Source organism: Rhodoferax saidenbachensis (assembly GCF_031457975.1).
Lineage (GTDB): Bacteria > Pseudomonadota > Gammaproteobacteria > Burkholderiales > Burkholderiaceae_C > Allorhodoferax > Allorhodoferax saidenbachensis_A.
Genome location: NZ_JAVDXO010000004.1, coordinates 316,358 through 340,223 on the forward strand (window position 1 = coordinate 316,358; position 23,866 = coordinate 340,223).

The following is a 23,866-nucleotide window of genomic DNA, read 5'->3' on the forward strand; positions in this document are numbered from 1 at the left end:
GAGGGCTAGAGGCCCAAAGTATTAGTAACTCTGAGCCAGGTGTCGCACCCGCAGGGTCATGGGGTCCAGCGCCTGCGCACCCAACCAGCGCAGCTCGCGCACCTGGCCGGGCAGCAGCGTCAAGGCGTTGTCCTCGAAACGGCCCGCTGCCGGTGTTTCTATCCAGACAAAAAAGCAGGTCTGGGCGCTTTCCAGACGCACGGTGTGGCCGTCCACCAACGTGACCTGGATGGGCGCGGCGTCCATGGGCGTGTCCTTGTACGGGCGCACCAGATGGTCGCGGCAGCCGCTGTGCGTGCCGGCTTCGGTGGCCCAGCGGATCTGCACAAACTCGTCCGCCCCCACCTGCGCGTCCTCCTGCATGGTCAGTGTCTGCGCGGCTTCATGGGTCAGCGCCACGGCGCCACTCCACAGCGTGCGCTCCGTACCCGTGTGCACGTGCACGGCCACCACCTGCACCGGCAAGACCTGGGCCAACGGTTCGTCGCTCACGGCCACCACAGCAAAACGACCTTCGCCGTCTTGCGGCACGGCCACCACACTCACCGGCGCGTAGAAGTTACGGGCCAGGTACTGCAGCACCTTCCAGCGGCCGCCGTACTCGATGCTGGACCATGAGGCCACAGGCCAGGTGTCGTTGAGCTGCCAGTACAACGTGCCCATGCAGCGGGGTTTGATCGAGCGCCAGGAGTCAATGGCCGTCTGCATGGCCAACCCTTGCTGGATTTGCGAGACGTAGGTGAGCTGGTCAAAGTCGCGCGGGAAGCGAAAGTAGCGCGTCAGCGTCTCCACAATGCGCGCATTGCCGCCCTTGTTGCGCTGGTGCACCTCCATCACGCGGGAGGACACATTGCGGTCCACCGGCTCGGTGAAGCTCTCCACGGTATAGGTGGACGGAAAGGATTGAAAGCCGAACTCGCTGGCGAAGCGCGGCTTCACGCTGCGGTAGTGCTCGAACGGTTTGGCCGAGTGCCACACGTCCCAGAAGTGCAGGTCGCCGCGCGTGTCGCAGTGCCAGCCGTCGGCAAAGTCCAACTCGCCTAGCGAGGGCGATGAAGGCCAGAAGCGGCGCGCCGGGTCGTGTTCTTCCACGGCCTCGCCCAGCAGGCGGTTCAGGCGGTCGTAGTTCACCAGGTAGCGGTCGCGGTTGGCCTTGGCGGCCTCGTACCAGCCCAGTGCGCCAATGATTTCATTGTCGCCACACCACAGCGCCACGCTGGCACGGTGCTGCAGGCGGCGCACCTGATACACAGCCTCCTGCTTCACCTCGGCCAGGAAGTCGCGCGTGGACGGGTAGTGCATGCAGGAGAACATGAAGTCCTGCCAGACCAGGAGGCCCAGCTCGTCGCACAGGTCGTAGAAGAACTCGGTCTCGTAGTTGCCGCCGCCCCAGACGCGGACCATGTTCATGTGCGCGTCGCGCGCCGATTCCAGCAACGGGCGCACGGCCGCCTCGGTGATGCGGCCCGGCAGCGCGTCCGCCGGAATCCAATTGGCGCCCTTGGCAAACACGTCGCGGCCGTTGACGCGCAGCTTCATGGTGGTGCCCACGGCGTCGGGCTCGTTCACCAGTTCCACGGTGCGCAGGCCGATGCGGCGTGTGTGCACCACGCCATCCAGCACTACCTCCAGCGGGTACAGCGGCTGTTCGCCCTGGCCGGCGGGCCACCACAGGCGGGGCGCACTGACTACAAAGGTTTCACGGTGCTGTGTCTGGCCGGGCGCCAGCGTGACCTGGGTCACGCGTTCTTCACCGTTGAAGCGCATGGTCAGCTGTGCCACACCGGCCTGGGCCACTCGGGTGTCCACCTCGACCATCACCTCCACGCCCTGGGCGCCATGCGTCTGGTGCACGGCGATGTGGTCCACCTGCGCCACGGGCACGCACTGCAACTGCACCTCGCCATACAAGCCCAGCGGCATGAGGCACAGGTTCCAGTCCCAGCCCGCAGCGCACTGGGTCTTGCGCAGCAGGTTGATGGGCGCATGGCGGTCGCCCTGAAAGTCCCAGGGCAGCGGGAAGCGGTGTTCGTCGTGGCGCTTGTTGGCCTCGGCAAAGGCGTCGTGCAGCACGATCTGCAGCGCGTTGGTCCCACTTCGCAGGGAGGCCGTCACGTCCAGGCGGTGGCGGCGGAACTGGTTTTCCAGATCGGCCACTTTCTCGCCGTTGATCCAGACGCTGGCCAGACAGTCCACCTGGTCCAGTGTCAGCACCCAGCGGCCTGCTGCATCGGCGGGCAGCTCAAAGCTGCGGCGCAGCGTCCAGTCCCGATGGGCCACCCACTGCACCACATGCTCGTTGGCGCCAAAGTAGGGGTCGGGAATGGCGCCATGCGCCAGGAGTGCCGAGTGCACGTCACCGGGGATGGATATCTCGCAAGCATGGCCGCCTTCGGCGTCTTGCAGTTGCCAGGGGCCAGCCAGGTCCAGGATATGTACGGCGCAGGGCAGCGGGGGGCCCGCCGAGGGTGGGGCAGAGCGTGTCATGGTGTGTTTTCCTGAGGCTGGATAGTCCGAATGGCTATTAAACAATAACGTTTTCGTAATCCAGAACAAGATGGTTACGAGGGTAATCCAGCATTGGCATGCCTCGGAAATGCTCGGAATATGCAGATTAATATTCCATTCATGAATCCACGGATCACATTTTGATTCCACTTACACGATAACGTTTTCGGAACTTCCTTTTCTTTTTTTATATGGTTTCGCTCAAACGCCGCCCCACCCTCAAAAGCCTTGCACTGGGTTTGGGTCTCTCCGTCTCCACCGTGTCCAAAGCGCTGAAAGGCGCTCCCGATGTCGGCGCCCAGACCATAGAAGCCGTGCGCCAGGCCGCCAGCGCAGCCGGTTACGAGCCCGACTTGCGTGGCGTGAAACTGCGCACTGGCCGCACCTTTTTGCTGTACTACCAAAAGGCCGTGGCACCGATGCAGGATGTGCCCGACGCCATCGTGGCGGCACAGATTGAAACCATTGCCAGTTGCCTGGCAAGCACGCCCTACCAGTTGCAAATCGTCCCCTGGAACACCGCCACGGAAGACCCGTTGCCCGCCATCCGCCGCATCGTCGAAGGGCGGCTGGCCGATGGCATCGTGCTGGACACCACACAGCCGCAGGACCCGCGTGTGCGCTACCTGCTGGAGCACAACTTCCCGTTTGTCACCTTTGGCCGCACTGAGCTGGTGTCCGAACACCCCTATGTAGATGCCGACAACGAACAGGCCGCCTTTCTGGCCACGCAGTACCTGATAGGGCGTGGCCATCGGCGGATCGCGCTGATCAGCCCGCCGCTGGTCTATACCTACGCACTGCAACGCCGGCGCGGCTACTGGGCCGCGTTGCAACAGGCCGGGCTGCCGGCCGACCCCGCCCTGCTGTGCGAAGGCGGACAAGACGCCCGACTGGCGCGCACCACGGCCCGGCAACTAGCCAGCGCGCCAGACGCTCCCACCGGCTTTGTCTGCGCCAACGAGGTGGCCACGCTGGGGGTGATGGCCGGCCTGCGCGATGCGGGCCACACACCGGGCCGAGACGTGGAGCTGGTGTCCCGGGACGGTGCCTATATCAGTGACTACCTGTTCCCTCCACTGCCCACGCTGTTTCTGGACATCCGCACCGTCGCCAGCACGCTGTGCGACTTCTTGCTGCGCCGTATTCAAGGCGAAGCACCAGCCGCCTTGCAACGTGTTTTGCCCTGTGAACTGCGTTACGTGGAGTTACCAGGACTAGGGGTTAGTTCGGGTGAACAGCCCTATGGGAAGGTGCTTAAATTCAGCTCGACCGCGGAACCGGTTCCAAATTCTGCAGCCCCAGGGGGAAAACTCCCGCTCAGCAACGATTCCGCGCACTAACCGGAGCCCATTCCATGTCCACCCCCCAAACCAGCATCGCCCCCAACGCACCAGCGTTGGCCGCGCAAGTTGCCCCCCCCTCTGCATCCCTCATGTCCCGCCCCGAGTTCGTCTGGGGCGTTGCCACCGCGTCCTACCAGATCGAAGGCGCCATTGCCGAAGACGGCCGCCTGCCCAGCATCTGGGACACCTTCTCCGCCACTCCCGGCAAGGTGCTGCACGGCGACACTGGTGACGGCGCCTGCGACCATTACCACCGCTGGAGCGAGGATGTGGACCTGATCGAGTCCCTCGGTGTGGATGCCTACCGCCTGTCCATCGCGTGGCCCCGCGTCATGCATGCCGACGGCACACCCAACCGCAAGGGCCTGGACTTTTACAAGAAGCTGCTACAGCGCTTGGCCGATAAGGGCATCCAGAGTTTTGTGACGCTGTACCACTGGGACCTGCCGCAGCACCTGGAAGACCGCGGTGGCTGGTTGAACCGCGACACAGCCTACCGCTTTGCCGAGTACGCCGACCTGGTCAGCCGCGAACTCAAGGGATTGGTGACCGGCTGGGCCACGCTCAACGAACCCTGGTGCTCCGCCTACCTGGGCTACGGCAACGGCCACCACGCGCCCGGCCTGTCCAATGGCCGCTATGCCACCCAGGCCTTGCACCACTTGCTGCTGGCCCATGGTCTGGCCCTACCCCTCCTGCAAGCCAACGACCCCACCGCCAAGCGCGGCATCGTGGCCAATGTGGGCCGTGGCACCACCGACAGCAGCAAGGAAGCCGACATCACGGCCGCCCGCCGCTACGAAGTGCAGCACAACGACTGGATCTTGCAGCCGCTGCTCAAAGGCAGCTACCCCGAAGAGCTGTTCAAGTTGTGGCCCGGCACCGAGCCGCTGGTGCTGGACGGTGACATGGAGATCATCAGCCGCCCGCTGGACTTCCTGGGCATCAACTACTACTTCCGCTGCAACCTGCACAGCGACGGTGGAACCGGTTTTGTCGACGTTCCACTCGAAGGCGTGGAACGCACCCAGATGGGCTGGGAGGTCTACCCCCAAGGCCTGGAAGACCTGCTGCGCCGCTTCAAAGACCAATACGACCGCCTGCCCCCCATCTACATCACCGAAAACGGCATGGCATCAAGCGACGAAGTCATCAACGGCGAAGTGGTGGACGAGCAGCGCATGCGTTTCATGAAGTCGCACTTTGCTGCGGTGAGCCGTGCGATGGATGCGGGCGTGGACGTGCGCGGCTACTTTGCCTGGTCCCTGATGGACAACTTCGAGTGGGCCTTCGGCTATGAGCGCCGATTTGGCATCACCCATGTGGATTACCAGACCCAAGTCCGGACGCTCAAGCACAGCGGCCAGGCTTTCAAAGCGTTCCTGGCCCTCCGTCGAGGGTCTTGATCCGGACCAGCTGATCAATGGCGTTCATCTGACCGAGTTTTAACGGGCATCTTGCCCAACTACAGAGGAGACAAAAATGAGTATTTGGAAAACACGTGCCGTAGTCGCTTGCATTGCCACCATGGGTTTGATGGGTGCGGCCCACGCGCAAAAAGCGGAAGTAATTCATTGGTGGACTTCGGGCGGTGAAGCTGCCGCGATCAAGGAATTCGCGGCGGCCTACACCAAGGCAGGCGGCACTTGGGTGGATACCCCCATTGCCGGCGGCGGCGGTGCTGCGGCCCGTACCGTGATCATCAACCGCACCATCGGTGGCGATCCCCCCATGACAGCCCAGTTCAACTACGGCAAGCAATACGAAGAAATCATCAAGGAAGGTCTGCTGAACAACCTCGATGACGTCGCGGCCAAGGGCAACTGGGACAAGATCCTGCCCGAAAAAATCAAGAGCCAAGTGAAGGTGAACGGCCACTACTACGCAGTACCCGTGAACCTGCACAACGAAAACTGGATTTGGTACAACAAGGCCGTGCTGGCCAAAGCTGGCGTGACCAAAGACCCAGCCAATCTGGACGAACTCTTTGCGGCCTTGGACAAGGTCAAGGCCACGGGCGTGACGCCGCTGGCACTGGGCGGCCAAGGCTGGCAAGAAAACATCGCCTTCCGCTCCATCCTGATCGCCACCGGCGGCAAGGACCTGTACCTGAAGACACTTAAAGACAAGGACGTGTCCGGCCCTGGCTTCAAGAAGGCGGTGGAAAACTTCAAGAAACTCAAGTCTTACATCGATCCAGGTTCTCCTGGCCGCGACTGGAACCTGGCCACGGGCATGGTCATCGACGGCAAGGCCGGTTTTCAGCTCATGGGAGACTGGGCCAAGGGCGAGTTCATCAATGCCAACAAGACGGCCGGCAAGGAATTCGGTTGCTTCATGGCGGGTGGTGCCAACAGCCCCTACTCCATTGGTGGTGATGTGTTCGTGTTCCCCAAGAACAAGGACCCCAGTAGCGCAGCAACCCAGAAAAAGCTCGCTGAGATGATGATTTCTCCTGCGATTCAAGTGGCGTTCAACAACAAGAAGGGCTCCATCCCCATCCGTACCGACGTTGACCTGAGCGGTGTGGACATCTGCGCCGCAGGTGGTGTGAAGGCCGTGAAAGAAAACCGTCTGGTCGAAGGTATTGACGACTTGCTGTCGCCTGACGTCAAGGGTGCATTTGAAGATGCCATCAGCAAGTTCTGGAACTCCAACCAGTCGGCTGACGACGCAGTCAAGGCAGTTGCATCTGCTCTGAAGCTGTAAGGTGCCTGTGATCGGGGCGCTGCACCCTCGCGTGCAATGGCCCCGGTCTTTTCCTTTGATTGACTTGAGATCTACACCATGGCACGAAGTTCACGGCCACGCCGCTTCCATCTGGCACTCAATGCTGCCTTGCTGCCGCTGGCCATTACCACCCTGTTGGCCTACATAGGCTCAGTGCTGTGGAGTATCCGGATTTCGTTTTCCACCTCCCGCATGCTGCCCAAGGACGACTGGGCCGGCTTCGCGCAATTCGAACGGCTATTCAATACCGACCGCTGGATGGTGTCCCTGCAACACATGGGCATTCTTGCGGTGGTCTATATCGGCGGCGTCATCGTGCTGGGAACGCTGATGGCCATTTTCATTGACCAGCGCGTCAAGGCCGAAAGCTGGTTCCGCACCATTTTTCTATACCCCTTTGCCATGAGCTTTGTGGTCACCGGCTTGATCTGGCAATGGCTGTTCAACCCTGGCTTGGGCTTGCAGCATGCCTTTCGTGAGTTGGGATGGGAGTCTTTCACCTTTGACTGGACCACCCGGCAAGACCTGGTGATCTACGCGGTCGGCATCGCCATGGTCTGGCAAGGCTCTGGCACCACCATGGCCATCATCCTGGCCGCGCTGCGCGGCGTAGACGAAGAACAATGGAAAGCCGCCCAACTCGAAGGCGTGTCCAAGCCCCGCTATTACTTCAGCATCGTGCTGCCACAAATTGGCCCCGCCTTTGCTACCTCTTTTGTGCTGCTGGCCGTTGCACTGGTTCGAACCTTCGACATCGTGGCCATCATGACCCATGGCGGCCCGGGTGACGCCAGCGAGGTACCCGCCAAGTTCATCATCGACCACTTGTTTGAGCGCAACAACATCGCGCTGGCGTCGGCCGCCTCGGTCGTCATGCTGATCACGGTGTTCACCGTTCTGACACCAATGCTGTACTGGCGCTCCAAAGTCCAGGCCCGCCTGAACGCCGGCCACTGAAAGACACACGCCATGAATGCCCCAGTTTCCCTCCCCCCCAAAACGCCGCGACCCCGCCGCAGCGCCTTCACGCCTGCCCGCTTGGGGGTGTACGCCTTCCTCGTCAGCGTCTCCGCATTTTTTCTGCTGCCCCTGTATGTGATGGTCATCACGTCCCTCAAAACGGGACCCGAAGTCCGCGAGGCCATTCTGTTTGCATGGCCCCGCACCCCCCAGTTCGGCAACTGGTTAGAAGCCTGGTCCACCGCCTGTATTTCTGTGGCCTGCGAAGGTATCCAGGGCGGCTTCTGGAACTCGGTGCGCCTGGTGTTGCCAGCCACAGCCTTGTCCGTGTTTCTGGGTGCCCTCAATGGCTATGCCCTGAGCTTCTGGCGTTCCAAATGGGGGGACCTGCTGTTTGCCATCCTGATGCTGGGCGCGTTTGTGCCTTTCCAGGTCATGATCTATCCGCTGGTGTCCTGGTTCCGCATGGGCGGCTTCTACAACACCTACTGGGCCATCCTGCTGGTGCACTGCATCTTCGGCATGCCCGTGCTCACGCTGCTGTTCCGCAACTACTACGTCTCCGTTCCCCAAGAACTGTTCAAGGCCGCCCGCATTGATGGTGGTGGTTTCTGGCGCATCTTCCTGCAACTGATGCTGCCCATGGCCACACCCATGCTCATCGTCGCCACCATCCTGCAGGTCACCGGTATCTGGAACGACTACCTGTTCGGCCTGATCTTCGCGGGCAAGGACAACTACCCGATGACGGTGCAGCTCAACAACCTGGTGAACACGACGTTCGGCGAGCGCCGCTACCACATCGACATGGCCGCCACCATCCTGACTTCGCTGGTGCCCCTGGCCATCTACTTCTTCTCTGGCCGCTGGTTCGTCCGTGGCATTGCCGCCGGTGCCGTCAAGGGCTGACCTTCTCTTCCATCCCATCAAAATAAAGAACCCATCATGGCCAGCGTCCATATCAAAGATCTCGATATCGTCTTGGGGGGCAACAGCATCCTCAAATCCATGAACCTGGAAGTCAAGGAAGGTGAATTCCTCGTGCTACTCGGTCCCTCGGGCTGCGGCAAGTCCACGCTGCTGCACTCGATTGCCGGCTTCTACGACGTCAATGATGGCCAGATCATCATTGGCGGCAAGGACGTTACCTGGGCCGACCCCAAGGACCGCGGTATCGGCATGGTGTTTCAGTCGTATGCGCTTTACCCCACTATGAACGTGGAGCGCAATATGTCCTTTGGTCTGCGTGTGGCCGGTGTGCCCAAAGCCGAGATTGAAAAACGCGTGAACAAGGCGGCCGACATGCTACAGCTCAAGGAGTTGCTCAAGCGCCGACCCTCACAGCTCTCGGGCGGCCAGCGCCAGCGCGTGGCCATTGGCCGCGCACTGGTGCGCGATACCGAGGTGTTCCTGTTCGACGAACCGCTGTCGAACCTGGACGCCAAGTTGCGGGCCGAACTGCGCCGCGAACTCAAGGAGCTGCACCAGAACCTGAGCGCAACGATGATCTATGTGACCCACGACCAGGTCGAAGCCATGACACTGGCCGATCGCATTGCGGTCATGCGCAACGGGAAAATCCAGCAGATCGACACTCCGGCCATGGTCTATGGTCAACCCACCAACGTGTTTGTCGCGGGCTTCCTGGGTTCGCCCAGCATGAACTTCATCAAGGGCACGCTGGACACTTCGGGTGGACGCAGCACCGTGCGCGCCGGCGAATTTGCGCTCGATGTCACGACCTACCCTTTCCGGGCAGTCACGCAGAGCCAGGATGTGATCCTCGGCATACGCCCCGAGCACATTCAGATCGCAGCCAGCGAAAGCAGCGGCGCCATTGCGGGCAAAATCAAACTCATTGAACCCATGGGCGCCCACCAGATTCTCTGGGTGGATTGCCAGGGTCAGACCCTGAGCATCCACACCGAAAGCGCCACCCAGTACCAGCCCGGCACCACACTCGGCTTGTCCGTGGACTGCAGCCGCGCGTCCATCTTCCAGGGGGACGGCGAACAACGCATTTAAAGGAACACTTCGCGCACGATGGCCACGATCAAAGATGTTGCCCGACTGGCACAAGTCGGCGTAGGCACGGCGTCCCGGGCCATCTCGGGCCGCGGGGGCGTCTCACCAGATGCACTGGCCCGCGTGCAGCAGGCTATCCAGCAGCTGGATTTCCGCCCCTCCAACGTGGCGCGTGCGCTGTCGCTCAAGAGCCTGGGCATGCTGGGCGTCTATGTTCCGCTGTTCGAAGGTTCCTTTTACTCTCCCATCCTGCAGGCCATCGACCGCGAACTGCGCGCCGTGGACCGACACATGGTCGCGGCCAACGCCTGCGGCCACGGTAGCGAGCGGCAGAAGGCGCTGCAGGGCGTGGACTTCCTCATGCAACGCCAGTGCGACGGCGTCTTCATCCTCAGCAACGACCTGCTCGAGACCGACCTGGCCGACCTGTACCGCCGCTACCCGCGCCTGGTGCTGCTCAACCGCCACAGCCCGGTACTGGGAGAGCACGCTTTCAGCGCAGACCACGAGCACGCCGGACGCCTGGCCGCCATGGCCCTGCTCTCGCACGGTCACCGCGAGATTGCCGTCATTCAGGGCCACCGCGACGCTCCGGACAACCACGACCGCATGCGCGGCTTCCACGCCGAACTCGGCCGCCACGGCGTACAGGTCAAACCCCAGCACCATGTGGACGGTACCTTCAGCTTTGTCTCAGGCTACGCGGGTGCAGAACAGCTGCTCTCGCAACACGACCAGAGCTACACCGCCGTCTTCTGCGCCAACGACGTCATGGCCATGGCGGCCGTCACCCGCTTCATCCAGGCGGGTCGCCGCGTGCCGCAGGATGTCTCCATCGTCGGCTACGACGACACCGACATCGCGGCCTACACCGCACCGCCACTGACCACCGTACGCATTCCCATGGACAAGGTCACCACCAACGCCTGCCGCTACCTGCTCAATATGTGCTACGCGCTCAACCTGCCTGTGGAGCGTAACTTTGCCCCCCACATCGTCTGGCGCGGCTCGGTTGGCCAGGGCCCGCATCGCCCGCTGGATGCGGCCCTGTAATCCATCCCTTCCAACTCCCATGCCATTTCCTGCCCACTTCCACTTCGGCGCCTCCACCTCGGCCTACCAGATTGAAGGCGCCGTCAACGAAGACGGCCGCAAGCCCAGCATCTGGGACGAGTTCGCCCACAAGAGCGGACGCATCAAGGACAACAGCACGGGTGATGTGGCCTGCGACCATTACCACCGCTGGCGCGAAGACGTGGACCTGATCCGCTCGCTGGGCCACAACGCCTACCGCTTCTCCATTGCCTGGCCGCGCGTGATTCCCAACGGCCGTGGCGCGGTAAACGCCAAGGGCCTGGATTTTTACGACCAGCTGGTGGACCGCTTGCTGGAAAACGGCATTGCGCCCTATGCCACGCTGTACCACTGGGACCTGCCCATGGGCTTGCACACGCAGGGTGGGTGGCTGAACCGCGAAACCTGCCACGCCTTTGCCGACTACGCCGCCGTGGTGGCGCAGCGCTTGGGCGACCGCGTCTATGGGTACGCCACCTTCAACGAGCCCCGCTGCTCGGCCACCGTGGGCTACCTGGAAGGCCGCCACGCACCAGGCGAGATGGACCAGGCCAAGGCCCTACAAGTGGCTCACCACCTCATGCTCGCCCACGGGCTGGGCATGCAGGCACTGCGCGTCAACACCAGTAAAGCCCGTCTAGGTGTGGTGCTGGACGTGAAGCCCTACCACGCGGCTGACAACTCGGCCGCCTCGCGCCAGGCCGCGTACAACGCCTACGGCGTGTTCAACCGCTGGTTCATGGACCCCATGTTTCTGGGCCACTACCCGCAAGACATCTGGGAGGGTTACGGCGCGGCTGTGCCCACCGTCCAAGCGGGCGACCTGGCCACCATCTGCCAGCCCATCGACAGCCTGGGCATCAACTACTACTCGCGTGGCCATGTGGCGCACAGCGCCGCCAAAGCCTTCCCCCATGCGGCCGAGGTGCGCTGCGCGACGTCTTCGTTCTCAGACATGGGCTGGGAGATCTGGCCCGATGGCCTGCGTGAAATGCTGGTACGCATCCACCAGGACTACCGCGTGCCCGATATCTATATCGCCGAAAACGGCGCCGCCATGGACGATGTGCTGGAGGATGGCCAGGTGCACGACCCTGTGCGCCGCAACTACCTGGAATCCCACATTGCCGCCGTGGCGCAGGCCCGCGATAGCGGTGTGCCCGTCAGCGCCTACCTGGCGTGGTCACTGCTGGACAACTACGAGTGGGGCCACGGCTACACGCGCCGCTTCGGCATCTGCTATGTGGACTACCCCACCCAACAGCGCATTCCCAAAGACAGCGCGCTGTGGCTGCGCGACTTCATCGCCAGCCAGGGCGCCCAACCCTATACACGCTGAGCTGCCCTGACGCCCTCCCCATTAACCAATGGGAATGGCGTAGTGCATCAGCGAGGTGTCCAACGTAGGGTGGTAGCGTGAGTCATACACCTCCAGATCCACGCCACCTGCATGCCAGGTGCCAGAGTTCAGCAACCAACTGGAATAGATGTAGTTGACCGTGTTGTCTATTCCGTTTGCTGGCCCCTGGTGGCAGAACCTGGCGTAGCGTGCACCGGGCACGTCCAGAGCCAGCATGCCAACAGGCAGTTCGGCACGATGGCTAACTTCAATCGCCGCAAAATATTGCAACTGGTCCGACGATTCCCGCACCGGGCTGACGACGCCATAGCACACGCCGGGCACGGCATGCGGCACTTCAGCCAACCTGGCCAAAAAGCTTGCCCAGAGTGGCGGCAGCTTTTTGGCCAGGTTGTTCTTCTCGGAATCGAGGCCATAGAAAAGCGTGCGCACACCCACCAGCTGCATGGCGCGCTGTTCATAGACTTCTGGAACCAGGGACACATTGCGGTGGATGTGGCGCAGGTAGTCCACATCCAGCTCCACTTTCTTTACGAACAAGGACCGGTTTCCAAAAACACGGTACTGACCCGGCGTAAGGCGGAAACACAACTTGAAGGCGCGAGTAAAGCTCTCCTGTGTTTCATACCCAGCGGCCAAAGCGATATCCAGAATGGGCAGCTTGGTAGCCAATAATTGGTCTAGCGCCTTGGCAAAGCGACGTGACCGTATGTAGGTCTTCAGCGTCTCGTTGGTCAAGGCCCTGAAGACCCGCTGAAAGTGCCACTGGCTCAAGCCCGCAGCTTTGGCCACATCAGACAGCTCAATCTCCGTGTCCAGATGGGCTTCCACATAGTCAATGCCTTGCTGAACGCGTTTGAGGTAGTGCACGGTTGGGATGTCCTTCAAGTCGCGGCAAAGAAGCCTGTCATCGCCACCAGCTTCCCATCGCCGTTGTACTGGCCGTAGCTCGTGCCTTCGCCTATCACCTGGCCCTCGCCGTCCAGCATGTTCCACGTGGCCAGGCTTTGCTGATGGTGGGCATCAAAGGTCTTGGTCTGAAAGTGGCCGCCAGGCACTTGCTGATGAAACGCCTGCATGTACGAGGTCAATTCCTGCCAGCCGTGGGTGGCCGCATTGGGGTCGTTGTACACGCAGTGCGGATCCAGGCTTTGCGCAAACAATGCCTGCTTTTCTGCATCGGTTGCAGCTCTCCAGGAGGCCACATAGGTTTCCCAAGTCAAGTTCAAAGGGTGATTCATCGCAACTCCAAAGGGGTAAAGAGAACCCGATTGTTCGTTGCGAAAAAGCGTCCCTTTGATATTTTGTGCTTTTGATTACAGCCCCATTCAATTGGCAAAAGCCGCAATGCCTGTCTGCGCACGGCCCAGGATGAGCGCATGGATATCGTGCGTGCCCTCGTAGGTATTCACCACCTCCAGGTTCACCAGGTGGCGGGCCACGCCAAACTCGTCGCTGATGCCATTGCCGCCCATCATGTCGCGCGCCAGACGCGCAATGTCCAGGGCTTTGCCACAGCTGTTGCGCTTGAGGATGGAGGTGATCTCTACCGACGCTGTGCCCTCGTCTTTCATGCGGCCCAGGCGCAGGCAGCCTTGCAGGCCCAGCGCAATTTCGGTTTGCATATCGGCCAGCTTTTTCTGGATCAACTGGTTGGCCGCCAGCGGGCGGCCAAACTGCTTGCGGTCCAGCGTGTACTGGCGCGCGCGCAGCCAGCAGTCTTCGGCCGCGCCCAGCGCCCCCCAGGCGATGCCGTAACGCGCGCTGTTCAAGCAGGTGAACGGGCCTTTGAGACCCTGCACCTCAGGGAAAGCGTTTTCCTCAGGGCAAAACACGCCGTCCATCACGATCTCGCCGGTGATGCTGGCGCGCAGGCCAACCTTGCCGTGGATGGCGGGGGCGCTCAGCCCGGCCATGCCTTTTTCCAGCACAAAACCGCGGATGGGACCGACCTTGCCGCCTTCGCTCACCTCTTTGGCCCACACCACAAATACATCCGCAATCGGGCTGTTGCTGATCCACATCTTGCTGCCGCTCAGCTTGTAGCCACCGGCCACCTTGTGGGCACGCGTGGCCATGCTGCCGGGGTCCGAGCCATGGTCGGGCTCCGTCAGGCCGAAGCAGCCAATGAATTCGCCCGTGGCCAGCTTGGGCAGGTACTTTTGTTTTTGTGCCTCGGTGCCAAATTCAAAAATGGGCACCATCACCAGGCTGCTCTGCACGCTCATCATGCTGCGGTAGCCGCTGTCCACCCGCTCCACCTCCCGCGCAATCAAGCCATAGGCCACGTAGTTCAGACCGGGGCCGCCGTACTGCTCAGGAATCGTCGGACCCAGCAAACCGAGAGCGCCCATCTCGCGAAAGATGGCTGGGTCAGTGCTGCCATCGCGAAAGGCTTGCGTCACGCGCGGTAGCAGCTTGTCCTGGCAATAGGCTGCCGCCGCATCCCGCACCATGCGCTCGTCGTCGCTGAGCTGGCTGTCCAGCAAAAAGGGATCTTGCCAGTTAAAAGCGGCGTGCGGCATGAGGAAGCTCCAGGCAATGGTTGGGGTGACTATGGTAGCCCGTGGGCTCGGTTCACACAATCAAGGCTTTTGCACCAAGGTATGCGTTTTGCGCATTTTTAACTCCATGATCTTCGCTATGTTGGCCCACAGTTGCGGCAGGCTATCTTGCGATTCATGCATGCCTATGCCATAGTTGGTTTTTTTGTTTCGAGGCTTCATGCCATGGGCAACACCACAGCAACCACCGCTCCCGGCACACGGCCGCCGGTCACCATATTCGGGCCCGACTTCCCCTTCGCGTTTGACGACTGGATTGCCCATCCCGCGGGTCTGGGCCAGCTGCCCGCCGCGCGCATGGGTGAAGAGGTGGCCATTGTGGGTGCGGGCATGGCCGGCATGGTGGCGGCCTATGAGCTCATGAAGCTGGGGCTCAAGCCCGTCGTCTACGAAGCCTCGAAGATGGGCGGCCGCCTGCGCTCGCAAATCTTTGAAGGCACGCAAGCCACCGTTGCAGAACTCGGCGGCATGCGCTTCCCGGTGTCGGGCACGGCGTTCTACCACTACGTCAACCAACTGGGCCTGCAGACACGCCCCTTCCCCAACCCGCTGACAGCCGCCTCGGGCAGCACGGTGATTGACCTGGAAGGCGAGACCCATTACGCGCAATCACTGGCCGACCTGCCGGCCGTGTTCCGCGAAGTGGCTGAGGCCTGGGCCCAGGCACTGGAAGACGATGCCCGCTTTTCAGACATGCAGCACGCCATCCGCACGCGCGACGTGCCCACCCTCAAGCGCCTGTGGAACACGCTGGTGCCGCTGTGGGACGACCGCACGTTTTACGACTTCATTGCCAGCTCCAAGGCGTTTTCCAAGCTGTCGTTCCGGCACCGCGAGATCTTTGGCCAGGTGGGCTTTGGCACGGGGGGTTGGGACTCGGACTTTCCCAACTCCATGCTCGAAATCTTGCGTGTGGTGCTGACCAACTGTGACGATGAACAACGCCTTATCGTCGGCGGTGCCGACCAGGTGCCGCACGGCCTGTGGCGCCATGCACCCACGCAGATCACCCACTGGCCCGTCGGCACCACGCTGCAAAGCCTGCACGCTGGAGCCACGCGCGCGGGCGTGGCCGCCATTGCCCGCGCCACCGATGGCCGCCTGGCCGTAACCGACTGCTGGGGCGACACACGCCACTACAGCGCCGTGCTCACCACCTGCCAAAGCTGGCTATTGACCACACAAATTGCGGTGGAAGAGTCCCTGTTCTCACAAAAGATGTGGATGGCGCTAGACCGCACGCGCTACATGCAGTCCAGCAAAACCTTTGTGATGGTGGACCGCCCATTCTGGAAAGACAAAGACCCCGAGACCGGTCGCGATGTGATGAGCATGACGCTGACCGACCGGCTCACACGCGGCACCTATCTGTTTGACAACGGTCCAGGCCAGCCCGCCGTCATCTGCCTGTCGTACGCCTGGATGGGCGACGCGCTCAAGATGCTCCCGCAGTCGCCCGAGAAGCGCGTGAAGCTGGCGCTGCAGGCTCTCAAGAAGATCTACCCCAAGGTGGACATTGCGAGCCACATCATTGGCGACCCCATCTGCGTATCGTGGGAGGCGGACCCGTATTTTCTGGGGGCCTTCAAGGGCGCACTGCCCGGCCACTACCGTTACAACCAGCGCATGTATGCGCACTTCATGCAGGAGGCGTTTCCCTCCGAACAGAAAGGCCTGTTCATTGCCGGGGACGATGTGTCATGGACACCGGCCTGGGTAGAGGGTGCGGTACAGACCTCGCTGAATGCGGTGTGGGGCATCGTTCACCACCTGGGTGGCCAGACGCATGCGAGCAACCCCGGCCCCGGTGATGTGTTCGCCACGCTGGGCCCGATGGCCCTGCCAGATTGAACGCCATGCGCACGCCCCTGACCCTGGCCCTGCTGCAGTGCGCTCCCGCACCGCTGGACGTGGTGGGAAACCTGCAACGGCTAGAACACGCCGCACAACACGCCGCGGCAGCCGGGGCGCAAGTGCTGGTATGCCCCGAAATGTTTGTCAGCGGCTACGCCATTGGGGCTGCGGCCGTGCAGCAGCTGGCCCAGCCGGCCGATGGCGCCTGGGCCCAGGCCGTGGCTGCCATTGCGCAACGCCACGGTATTGCAGTGGTCTATGGCTACCCGGAGCGCGACGCCAGCGGCACAGTCTTCAACGCTGCGCAATGGATCAATGCGCAAGGCCAGCGCTGCCTGAACTACCGCAAGACCTATCTGTTTGGCGACCTGGACCGCCAACAGTTTGCGGCCGGTATGCCTAGCGCCGTTACTTTCAGGCTGCAGGGTTGGACGATTGGCTTGCTGATTTGCTACGACGTGGAGTTTCCCGAAGCCACGCGCCGCCTGGCGCTGGCGGGGGCCGACCTCATCGTGGTGCCTACGGCCAATATGCCGGCCTACGACTTTGTGGCCCAGACTCTGGTGCCCGTGCGCGCGTATGAGAACCAGCTGTATGTGGCCTACGCCAACTACGTGGGTGCCGAGGGCGATGTGCACTACGGCGGGCTAAGCCTGCTGGCGGCCCCGGATGGTCAGGCCGTGGCACAGGCCGACCGCAGTGCCACCCTGCTGCTCGCCACACTGGACGATGCACGCCTGACTGCGGCCCGCGCGGCAAACCGCCATGTGCGGGACGCCGCCACGGTGCCACCCCGCACACCCTGACACCCATCCATGCGCCGCAAAATCCCCGCCACCCAGGCCTTGCTGTGCTTTGATGCCGCGGCCCGCCACGAGAGCTTTACGCGCGCCGCGCAAGAGCTGGCGCTGACGCAAAGCGCTGTCTCGCGCCAGATCACGACCCTGGAAGAACTGGTGGGCACACCGCTGTTTCGTCGCACGCGCCACGGCGTTGCGCTGACCGCGGCCGGCGCCCGCTACGCCCAGCAGGTGGCGCTGCGCCTGCGCGGCCTGGAGCAGGACACGCTGGACCTGATGTCCACCCAAGGTCGCGGCGGCACAGTGCAGCTGGCCAGCGTGCCCACCTTTGCCGCGCGCTGGCTCATTCCGCGCCTGCAGGCCTTTCAGGCGCTGCACCCCGACACCACGGTGCATATTGAAACCCGCACCCGGCCTTTCCTGTTTGCCGACACGCCATTTGACGCCGCCATCTTCGCGGGTACCGAGGCCCAGGTGCAGCACTGGGCAGGCACGCGCGGCGTGCCACTGATGGCGGAAGAAGTGGTGGCCGTGTGCAGCCCTACGCTGCTGGCAGGTCGCAAAAGCCTGAGTGCCAAGACCCTTGCCACCCTGCCCCTGCTGCAGCAAAGCACCCGGCCCGACAGCTGGCAAGCCTGGTTTGCCGCGCAGGGCGTGGAGGCACCGCTGGCCTTGTCCGGTCCGCGCTACGAGCAGTTTTCCATGACGACGGCCGCCGCCGCCCAGGGCATGGGTGTGGCACTGGTGCCACGCCTGTTGATAGAAGCCGAGTTGGCCCGCGGCGAGCTGGTGCTGGCCCACCCAGCGCCACTGCCCGGCGCACGTCACTATTACCTGGTGCTGCCCGAAGGTGCCGACGACAAGCCCGCTGTGCAGAGCTTCAGCACCTGGCTGCAGCAAGCCAGCCAGGGCTAGCCAGGGCTCAGGGCTGGCGCACGATCACCGGCTGGATCTGGAACAGCTGCTCGGCATTCGCATCCACCGTCACCTTGACCCAATGCAGGCTGGGGCTGCCAAAGGTTTGCAAACGTGTCAGGTTGGGCAAGAGCTTGGTGGGGGAATACAGCGGCTTGTCCACCTTGTAGAAATGGGTGTCGCCATGCACCAGCAGCACCTGGCCCGCAAAGCCTTCGGTCTGCTTGACGATCTGGGCCATAAAGTTGCGGTAGCCGCTGTACTGGGGCAGCTGGCTTTCATCCACGTCTTCGGTCTCGGGCAGGTCAAACCCGGGGTCAGCCTGGATGACCAGCACCACGCCCAACGCGCCCTTGGCCTTGGCCTGCTCAAAGGTTTGTTGCAGCCACAGCACGTTGGCGTTGTCGCGCTCCAGGTACTCGGCATTGGCAGCATCACACTGGGCGGCGTTGCGCGCGCTCTTGCTCAGGCATTCTTTCTCGCTCAGGATCACGTTGTTGTTGCTGCCCGGCACGTTCAGGCCTGCAAACACCACAGGGCCCCGGCTGAAGCGGGTGTTTTCCACATACTTCTCACCCAACCTGCCCTGGTGTTCCAGTGGCATGGTGGTTTGGCCCAGGCTGGCGGCGCTGGGGAACAGGACCCGGCGCAAGTGGCCCAAGCGCTCCAGCGCGTCATAGCCCCCGTTGTTGCTGCGGTGGCAGTCGGTCCATTCGTTGTCACCGGGCACATAGACCACGGGCTTTTTCATGCTGCCAAACATGGCCAGTGCGTCGGTGTAGATGTCGTCGGTGCATTTGGAGCTGCCATCCTTGATGTCACCGTCGTAGATGGAGAACGCCACGTCGGATGCATTGATGCTGGCCAGCACAGCTGGCAACTTGGCATCGTCACCCGCCTTTTTGTAGGGCATGTCGCCCCACAAGCCAAAGGTGTAGCTGGAGCGGCCGGCACCCGGCGCGGTGGCGCAGGCCGTGAGGCTGAGGGCAATGGCCAGGGTGGTGAGCGAGCGGAGCAGCATGTGGACGTCCTAGTGGGTCAAAAGGACGCACTGTGGTCGCGCTGCATGACAAAGGTGTGACAACGGCATGTCAATGCCAAGTGCCCGGATGTTGGCATTTGGCAAATTTCGCACACCCGTGCTAATATTCGCCGCATGGACGCCAAGACCCATAAAAGTGAACTGACCCGTGCCGCCATCGTGGATGCGGCGCTGCACCTCGCTGCGGACGAAGGCCTGGAGGCCATCAACCTGCAAGTGGTGGCAGACCGCACGGGCCTGTCCAAGAGCGGCGTGTTCTCCCGCGTGGGTTCGCGCGAGGCACTGCAGAAGGCTGTTATCGAGGAGTACGGCCGTCGCTTCCTAGCCGATGTGTTTGTACCCGCCATGCAAGCCCCCAAGGGCCTGCCGCGGCTGGACGGCATTGTCCAGCGCTGGATTGTGCGCATGCGCGATGTGGAAGTGCACACCGGCTGCCTGTACACCGCGGGCGCCTTTGAGCTGGACGACCGCGAAGGCGAGCTGCGCGACCTGCTGTTCCAGGAAGTGACCCGCTGGCGCGCCGCGCTGCGGCGCACGGTGTTGCAGGCCATGGACGCCGGCCACTTGCGCCCCGACACCGACCCTGGCCAGTTGGTGGCTGAACTCAACGGCATGGCCATGGCCCTGCTGCACGATGCGCGCTTTCTGCGCGACACCCACGCCTCCCAGCACGCACAAGCCACCTGGCAGCGCATGCTGGCCAGCTACCGCACCTGAGGTCATCCCCATGCCTACCCGTTCCCTTGGTTCGACTCAATTTCGCACGATTGTGCGAAGAAAGGAAATCCCATGCTGATCTTTGCCCTGTTTGTCGCCGCGGTGGTTGCTTTGCTCTACCTGGGCCTGCGCCTGTGCCGGCTGTTTGACGGATTGCCCCGCAGCAATGCGGACTGGATTTACTACTGACACGCAATGGAGCCCACCATGTCAACCACGACCACCGCCCTGCAAGCCACCTCTGACTTTTACGCCAGCAACCCCGCCACCCGCGTACTGCGCCTGGCCCTGGGTACCTCGCAGCGGCTCTGGCCGGCGCTGGGGCTTCGCCTGGCCTACCGCCTGTTCGGCACGCCGCTGCCGCCGCGCTGGCTGCGCCGCGACCGCCCCTGGCCCGGCACCTGGACGCAAGAGCGTTGGGCGTTTGAACAAGCCAGCCTGACCCTGCACCACCCCACACCCGCCGAAGGCGCACCAGCCGAGGGCGCGTGCGTGCTGTTGGTGCACGGTTGGGGCGGCCATGCGGGCCAAATGCTGCCGCTGGCCCAGGCGCTGATGGCCCAAGGCCTGCGCCCGGTGCTGCTGGATTTGCCGGCCCACGGCCAAAGCGCTGGCCGGGTGAGCAACCTGCCGCAGTTTGCCCGCGCTATTGAATACACGCTGGCCCGCTTGGCCCAGCAGGGGCAGGTGGTGCACGGCGTGGTGGCGCACTCGCTGGCGGCCAATGCGCTGGCATTTGCCGCCGCACGCGGCCTGCCTACGCAGCGCGTGGTGCTGCTGGCGCCACCGGCCTCGCCACGCGAATACACGCGCCTGTTTGCCCAGGTGTTTGGCCTGCACGAGCCTATGCGCGCCGCCCTGCAGCGCCGTATTGAGGCACGCGAGGGCATCGTCATGACTCAGTTTGAACCGCACGCCAGCGGCCCGCGCATCACCCAGCCCACGCTGGTGGTGCACGACCGGGGCGACCGCATCAACCACTTTGCCGACGGCGCCGCCTTTGCCCAGGCCATACCAAGCGCCCGGCTGCTGGCCACCGACGGCCTGGGCCACACCCGCCTGCTGCGTGACGCCCAGGTCATGCAGGCCGTGGCCGACTTTTTAGCCTGAGCGACCTGACGGGCCGCACCCCCGTGCCGGGGGTTGCGGGCAAACCCTAGTTACAGCGTGGCACGTGGATTGCTAGCATGCAACTCATGACTTGACCAAACGGTCAGTTTTTATAGGAGTTGCCCGCGTGTCCACCCCCTCATCCTCTCCCGCCGACGTACGCGCCGGCCGCCTCAGCACCGAGGAATACGTCCAGCGCTTTGCCGACGCCACCCCGCGCTTTACCAATACCCAAGCCCTGCTGGAAGCCGAGCGCTGCCTGTATTGCTATGACGCACCCTGCGCCACGGCCTGCCCCACCAGCATTGATGTGCCGTCGTTTATCAAGCGCATTGCCGACGGCAACCTGCGCGGCTCTGCCAAGGCGATTCTCGAGAGCAACCCCCTGGGCGGCATGTGCGCCCGCGTCTGCCCGACCGAGAACCTGTGCGAGGCCGTCTGCGTGCGCAACACGCAGGAGGACCGCCCGGTCGCCATCGGCCGCCTGCAGCGCCACGCGGTGGACGCGCTGATGGAGAGCGACAAGCCGCAGATCTTTACCCGCGCCGCGCCCACCGGCAAAAAGGTGGCTGTGGTGGGCGCCGGCCCCGCGGGCCTGGCCTGTGCCTACACGCTGGCGCGTGAGGGGCACGACGTGGTGGTGTTTGACGCCAAGCCCAAGGCCGGTGGCCTGAACGAATACGGCCTGGCCAGCTACAAGACGCCCGGCGACTTTGCCCAGCGCGAAGTGCAGTGGCTGCTGGACATTGGTGGCATCACCATCCAGACCGGCTGGAAGCTGGAAACCGTGGCGCAACTGGAAGCACTGCGCAAAGACTTTGGCGCCGTGTTCCTGGGCATGGGCTTGGCCACCACGCACCAGCTTGGCGTGCCCGGTGAAGAGCTGGAAGGCGTGCAAGACGCGGTGGACTTCATTGCCACGCTGCGCCAGACCGAAGACAAGGCCACGCTGCCCGTGGGCCGCCGCGTGGTGGTGATTGGCGGCGGCATGACCGCAGTGGACGCCGCGGTGCAAAGCAAGCTGCTGGGCGCCAAGGTGGTGCACATGGTGTACCGCCGCGGGCGCGATGCCATGGGCGCATCGCAAGCTGAGCAAGACTGGGCGCAGACCAATGGCGTGGTGCTGCACCAATGGCTGGCACCCGTAGAAATTGTGGGCCGCGACGGCCATGTGGCCGGTGTGCGCTTTGCCGACCAGGCGCTGGTGGGTGGCAAGCTGCAGCCCACGGGCCGTGAGATCACCTTTGAGGCCGACACCGTGCTCAAGGCCATTGGCCAGAAGCTGGGCAACCCCGTGCTGGTGGGCGCGGGCCTGACGCTGAGCGGTGGAAAAATTGCCACCGATGACGCGGGCACCACCAACCTGAAGGGCGTGTGGGCCGGCGGCGACTGCCGTGCCGGCGGGCTGGACCTGACCGTGGAAGCCGTGGAGCACGGCAAGCAGTCGGCCAAAGCCATCCACGCTTACCTCAAGGCCTGAACGGCCAACCCCCTAGAACATCGGAGTCACACCATGGCCAATCTCGCAACCACTTTCGCTGGCATCAAAAGCCCCAACCCCTTCTGGCTCGCATCCGCCCCACCCACCGACAAGGCTTACAACGTCAACCGCGCGTTTGAAGCCGGCTGGGGCGGCGTGGTCTGGAAGACGCTGGGCGAGGCCGGCCCCCCCGTCGTTAACGTCAACGGCCCACGCTACGGCGCCCTCTTGACGCCCGACCGGCGCCTCATGGGCTTCAACAACATCGAGCTCATCACCGACCGCGATCTGGAGCTGAACCTGCGCGAGATCACCGAGGTGAAGCGCAACTGGGCCGACCGCGCGATGATCGTCTCGCTGATGGTGCCGTGCGAAGAGAAAAGCTGGAAAGCCATCCTGCCGCGTGTGGAAGACACGGGTGCCGACGGCATTGAACTGAACTTTGGCTGCCCACACGGCATGAGCGAGCGCGGCATGGGTGCCGCCGTGGGCCAGGTCCCCGAGTACATCCAGATGGTGACCGAGTGGTGCAAGCAGTACAGCAAGCTGCCCGTCATCGTGAAGCTCACGCCCAACATCACCGACATCCGCAACCCCGCCCGCGCCGCCAAAAAGGGCGGGGCCGATGCGGTGTCGCTCATCAACACCATCAACTCCATCATGGGCGTGGACCCGTACACGCTGACCATGTCGCCATCTACCGGCGGCAAGGGCAGCCACGGCGGCTACTGCGGCCCGGCCGTGAAACCCATTGCGCTGAACATGGTGGCCGAGATTGCGCGCGACCCGCAAACCGCTGGCATCCCCATCAGCGGCATCGGTGGCATCGGCAACTGGCGCGACGCGCTGGACTTCATCGCCCTGGGCAGTGGCACGGTGCAGGTGTGCACCGCGGCCATGGTCTACGGCTTCAAGATCGTGCAGGAGATGAGCGACGGCCTCTCCAACTACATGGACGAAATGGGCTTTACCAGCGTGGACCAGATCGTCGGCAAGGCCGTGCCGACCGTGAGCGACTGGCGCTACCTGAACCTGAACCACATCAGCAAGGCCGTCATCAACCAGGACAGCTGCATCCAGTGCGGCCGCTGCCACATTGCCTGCGAAGACACCAGCCACCAGGCCATCACCTTCATGAAAGACGGCAAGCGCCACTTCGAGGTGAAGGAAGACGAATGCGTGGGCTGCAACCTGTGCGTGACCGTCTGCCCCGTGCCAGACACCATCACCCTGCGCGACGTGCCGGCTGGCGAAAAAGACTTGCGCACCGGCAGCCTAGTGAGCGATAAACATGCGGACTGGACCACCCACCCCAACAACCCCATGCGTCAGGCGGCCTGAGCCGGGGTTTAGGCATCAAATTGGCCTTTAGCCCCCGTAT

The 23,866-nt window shown here is 63.1% G+C and carries 20 protein-coding genes; 15 read left to right on the forward strand and 5 right to left on the reverse strand.

Features of this window, described 5'->3' with window-relative positions; genetic code table 11:
• Positions 1–21: 21 nt before the first annotated feature.
• Positions 22–2,487 (reverse strand): beta-mannosidase, encoded by a 2,466-nt coding sequence (locus J2X15_RS11435; RefSeq protein ID WP_310342842.1) that lies wholly within the window; start codon positions 2,485–2,487, stop codon positions 22–24.
• Positions 2,488–2,699: 212 nt separating this feature from the next.
• Here J2X15_RS11435 and J2X15_RS11440 point away from each other — a divergent pair, with 212 nt between their 5' ends.
• The 8 genes from J2X15_RS11440 to J2X15_RS11475 all read left to right on the forward strand — a co-directional run bounded on the left by J2X15_RS11440 (position 2,700) and on the right by J2X15_RS11475 (position 11,982).
• Positions 2,700–3,851, forward strand: coding sequence for a LacI family DNA-binding transcriptional regulator (locus J2X15_RS11440; protein ID WP_310342845.1), 1,152 nt, complete (start codon positions 2,700–2,702; stop codon positions 3,849–3,851).
• A 14-nt stretch (positions 3,852–3,865) separates the two neighbouring features.
• The gene (locus J2X15_RS11445) at positions 3,866–5,260 is read left to right on the forward strand and encodes a GH1 family beta-glucosidase (protein ID WP_310342848.1); all 1,395 of its coding nucleotides are present in this window, start codon (positions 3,866–3,868) and stop codon (positions 5,258–5,260) included.
• 76 nt (positions 5,261–5,336) lie between these two features.
• On the forward strand, positions 5,337–6,563 hold the full coding sequence (locus tag J2X15_RS11450) for an ABC transporter substrate-binding protein (protein ID WP_310342850.1): 1,227 nt from the start codon (positions 5,337–5,339) through the stop codon (positions 6,561–6,563).
• Between the two features lie 78 nt (positions 6,564–6,641).
• Positions 6,642–7,541: a carbohydrate ABC transporter permease gene (locus J2X15_RS11455; RefSeq protein WP_310342851.1), complete on the forward strand. Its 900-nt coding sequence runs from the start codon at positions 6,642–6,644 to the stop codon at positions 7,539–7,541.
• Between the two features lie 12 nt (positions 7,542–7,553).
• Positions 7,554–8,453: a carbohydrate ABC transporter permease gene (locus tag J2X15_RS11460; protein ID WP_310342854.1), complete on the forward strand. Its 900-nt coding sequence runs from the start codon at positions 7,554–7,556 to the stop codon at positions 8,451–8,453.
• Positions 8,454–8,489: 36 nt separating this feature from the next.
• Positions 8,490–9,569, forward strand: a complete 1,080-nt coding sequence (locus J2X15_RS11465; RefSeq protein WP_310342855.1) for an ABC transporter ATP-binding protein — start codon at positions 8,490–8,492, stop codon at positions 9,567–9,569.
• An 18-nt stretch (positions 9,570–9,587) separates the two neighbouring features.
• The gene (locus J2X15_RS11470) at positions 9,588–10,622 is read left to right on the forward strand and encodes a LacI family DNA-binding transcriptional regulator (protein ID WP_310342858.1); all 1,035 of its coding nucleotides are present in this window, start codon (positions 9,588–9,590) and stop codon (positions 10,620–10,622) included.
• A 19-nt stretch (positions 10,623–10,641) separates the two neighbouring features.
• Positions 10,642–11,982, forward strand: coding sequence for a GH1 family beta-glucosidase (locus J2X15_RS11475; protein ID WP_310342860.1), 1,341 nt, complete (start codon positions 10,642–10,644; stop codon positions 11,980–11,982).
• 21 nt (positions 11,983–12,003) lie between these two features.
• Here J2X15_RS11475 and J2X15_RS11480 read toward each other — a convergent pair whose 3' ends face one another.
• The 3 genes from J2X15_RS11480 to J2X15_RS11490 all read right to left on the reverse strand — a co-directional run bounded on the left by J2X15_RS11480 (position 12,004) and on the right by J2X15_RS11490 (position 14,528).
• Positions 12,004–12,873 (reverse strand): helix-turn-helix domain-containing protein, encoded by an 870-nt coding sequence (locus J2X15_RS11480; protein WP_310342863.1) that lies wholly within the window; start codon positions 12,871–12,873, stop codon positions 12,004–12,006.
• A 14-nt stretch (positions 12,874–12,887) separates the two neighbouring features.
• The gene (locus J2X15_RS11485; RefSeq protein WP_310342865.1) at positions 12,888–13,244 is read right to left on the reverse strand and encodes a nuclear transport factor 2 family protein; all 357 of its coding nucleotides are present in this window, start codon (positions 13,242–13,244) and stop codon (positions 12,888–12,890) included.
• Between the two features lie 87 nt (positions 13,245–13,331).
• Positions 13,332–14,528 (reverse strand): acyl-CoA dehydrogenase, encoded by a 1,197-nt coding sequence (locus J2X15_RS11490; protein ID WP_310342868.1) that lies wholly within the window; start codon positions 14,526–14,528, stop codon positions 13,332–13,334.
• A 204-nt stretch (positions 14,529–14,732) separates the two neighbouring features.
• Here J2X15_RS11490 and J2X15_RS11495 point away from each other — a divergent pair, with 204 nt between their 5' ends.
• From J2X15_RS11495 to J2X15_RS11505, 3 genes are read left to right on the forward strand one after another with little or no spacing between them, the layout of a single operon-like run.
• The gene (locus J2X15_RS11495) at positions 14,733–16,418 is read left to right on the forward strand and encodes a flavin monoamine oxidase family protein (RefSeq protein ID WP_310342870.1); all 1,686 of its coding nucleotides are present in this window, start codon (positions 14,733–14,735) and stop codon (positions 16,416–16,418) included.
• A 5-nt stretch (positions 16,419–16,423) separates the two neighbouring features.
• On the forward strand, positions 16,424–17,227 hold the full coding sequence (locus J2X15_RS11500; RefSeq protein ID WP_310342871.1) for a carbon-nitrogen hydrolase family protein: 804 nt from the start codon (positions 16,424–16,426) through the stop codon (positions 17,225–17,227).
• Positions 17,228–17,236: 9 nt separating this feature from the next.
• Positions 17,237–18,136, forward strand: coding sequence for a LysR substrate-binding domain-containing protein (locus J2X15_RS11505; protein ID WP_310342872.1), 900 nt, complete (start codon positions 17,237–17,239; stop codon positions 18,134–18,136).
• Positions 18,137–18,143: 7 nt separating this feature from the next.
• Here the strand turns inward: J2X15_RS11505 and J2X15_RS11510 are convergent, their stop codons facing one another.
• Complete coding sequence (locus J2X15_RS11510) at positions 18,144–19,157, reverse strand: hypothetical protein (protein WP_310342874.1); 1,014 nt, start codon at positions 19,155–19,157, stop codon at positions 18,144–18,146.
• 135 nt (positions 19,158–19,292) lie between these two features.
• Between J2X15_RS11510 and J2X15_RS11515 the strand changes: the two genes are divergently transcribed.
• From J2X15_RS11515 to preA, 4 genes are all read left to right on the forward strand, one after another.
• Positions 19,293–19,895, forward strand: a complete 603-nt coding sequence (locus J2X15_RS11515) for a TetR/AcrR family transcriptional regulator (protein ID WP_310342876.1) — start codon at positions 19,293–19,295, stop codon at positions 19,893–19,895.
• A gap of 207 nt (positions 19,896–20,102) precedes the next feature.
• Entirely contained in the window at positions 20,103–21,005 is a 903-nt protein-coding gene (locus J2X15_RS11520; RefSeq protein WP_310342879.1) for an alpha/beta hydrolase, read from the forward strand.
• Positions 21,006–21,132: 127 nt separating this feature from the next.
• The gene (locus tag J2X15_RS11525; RefSeq protein ID WP_310342881.1) at positions 21,133–22,485 is read left to right on the forward strand and encodes an NAD(P)-dependent oxidoreductase; all 1,353 of its coding nucleotides are present in this window, start codon (positions 21,133–21,135) and stop codon (positions 22,483–22,485) included.
• A 33-nt stretch (positions 22,486–22,518) separates the two neighbouring features.
• On the forward strand, positions 22,519–23,826 hold the full coding sequence (gene preA / locus J2X15_RS11530) for an NAD-dependent dihydropyrimidine dehydrogenase subunit PreA (RefSeq protein ID WP_310342884.1): 1,308 nt from the start codon (positions 22,519–22,521) through the stop codon (positions 23,824–23,826).
• Positions 23,827–23,866: the final 40 nt, after the last annotated feature.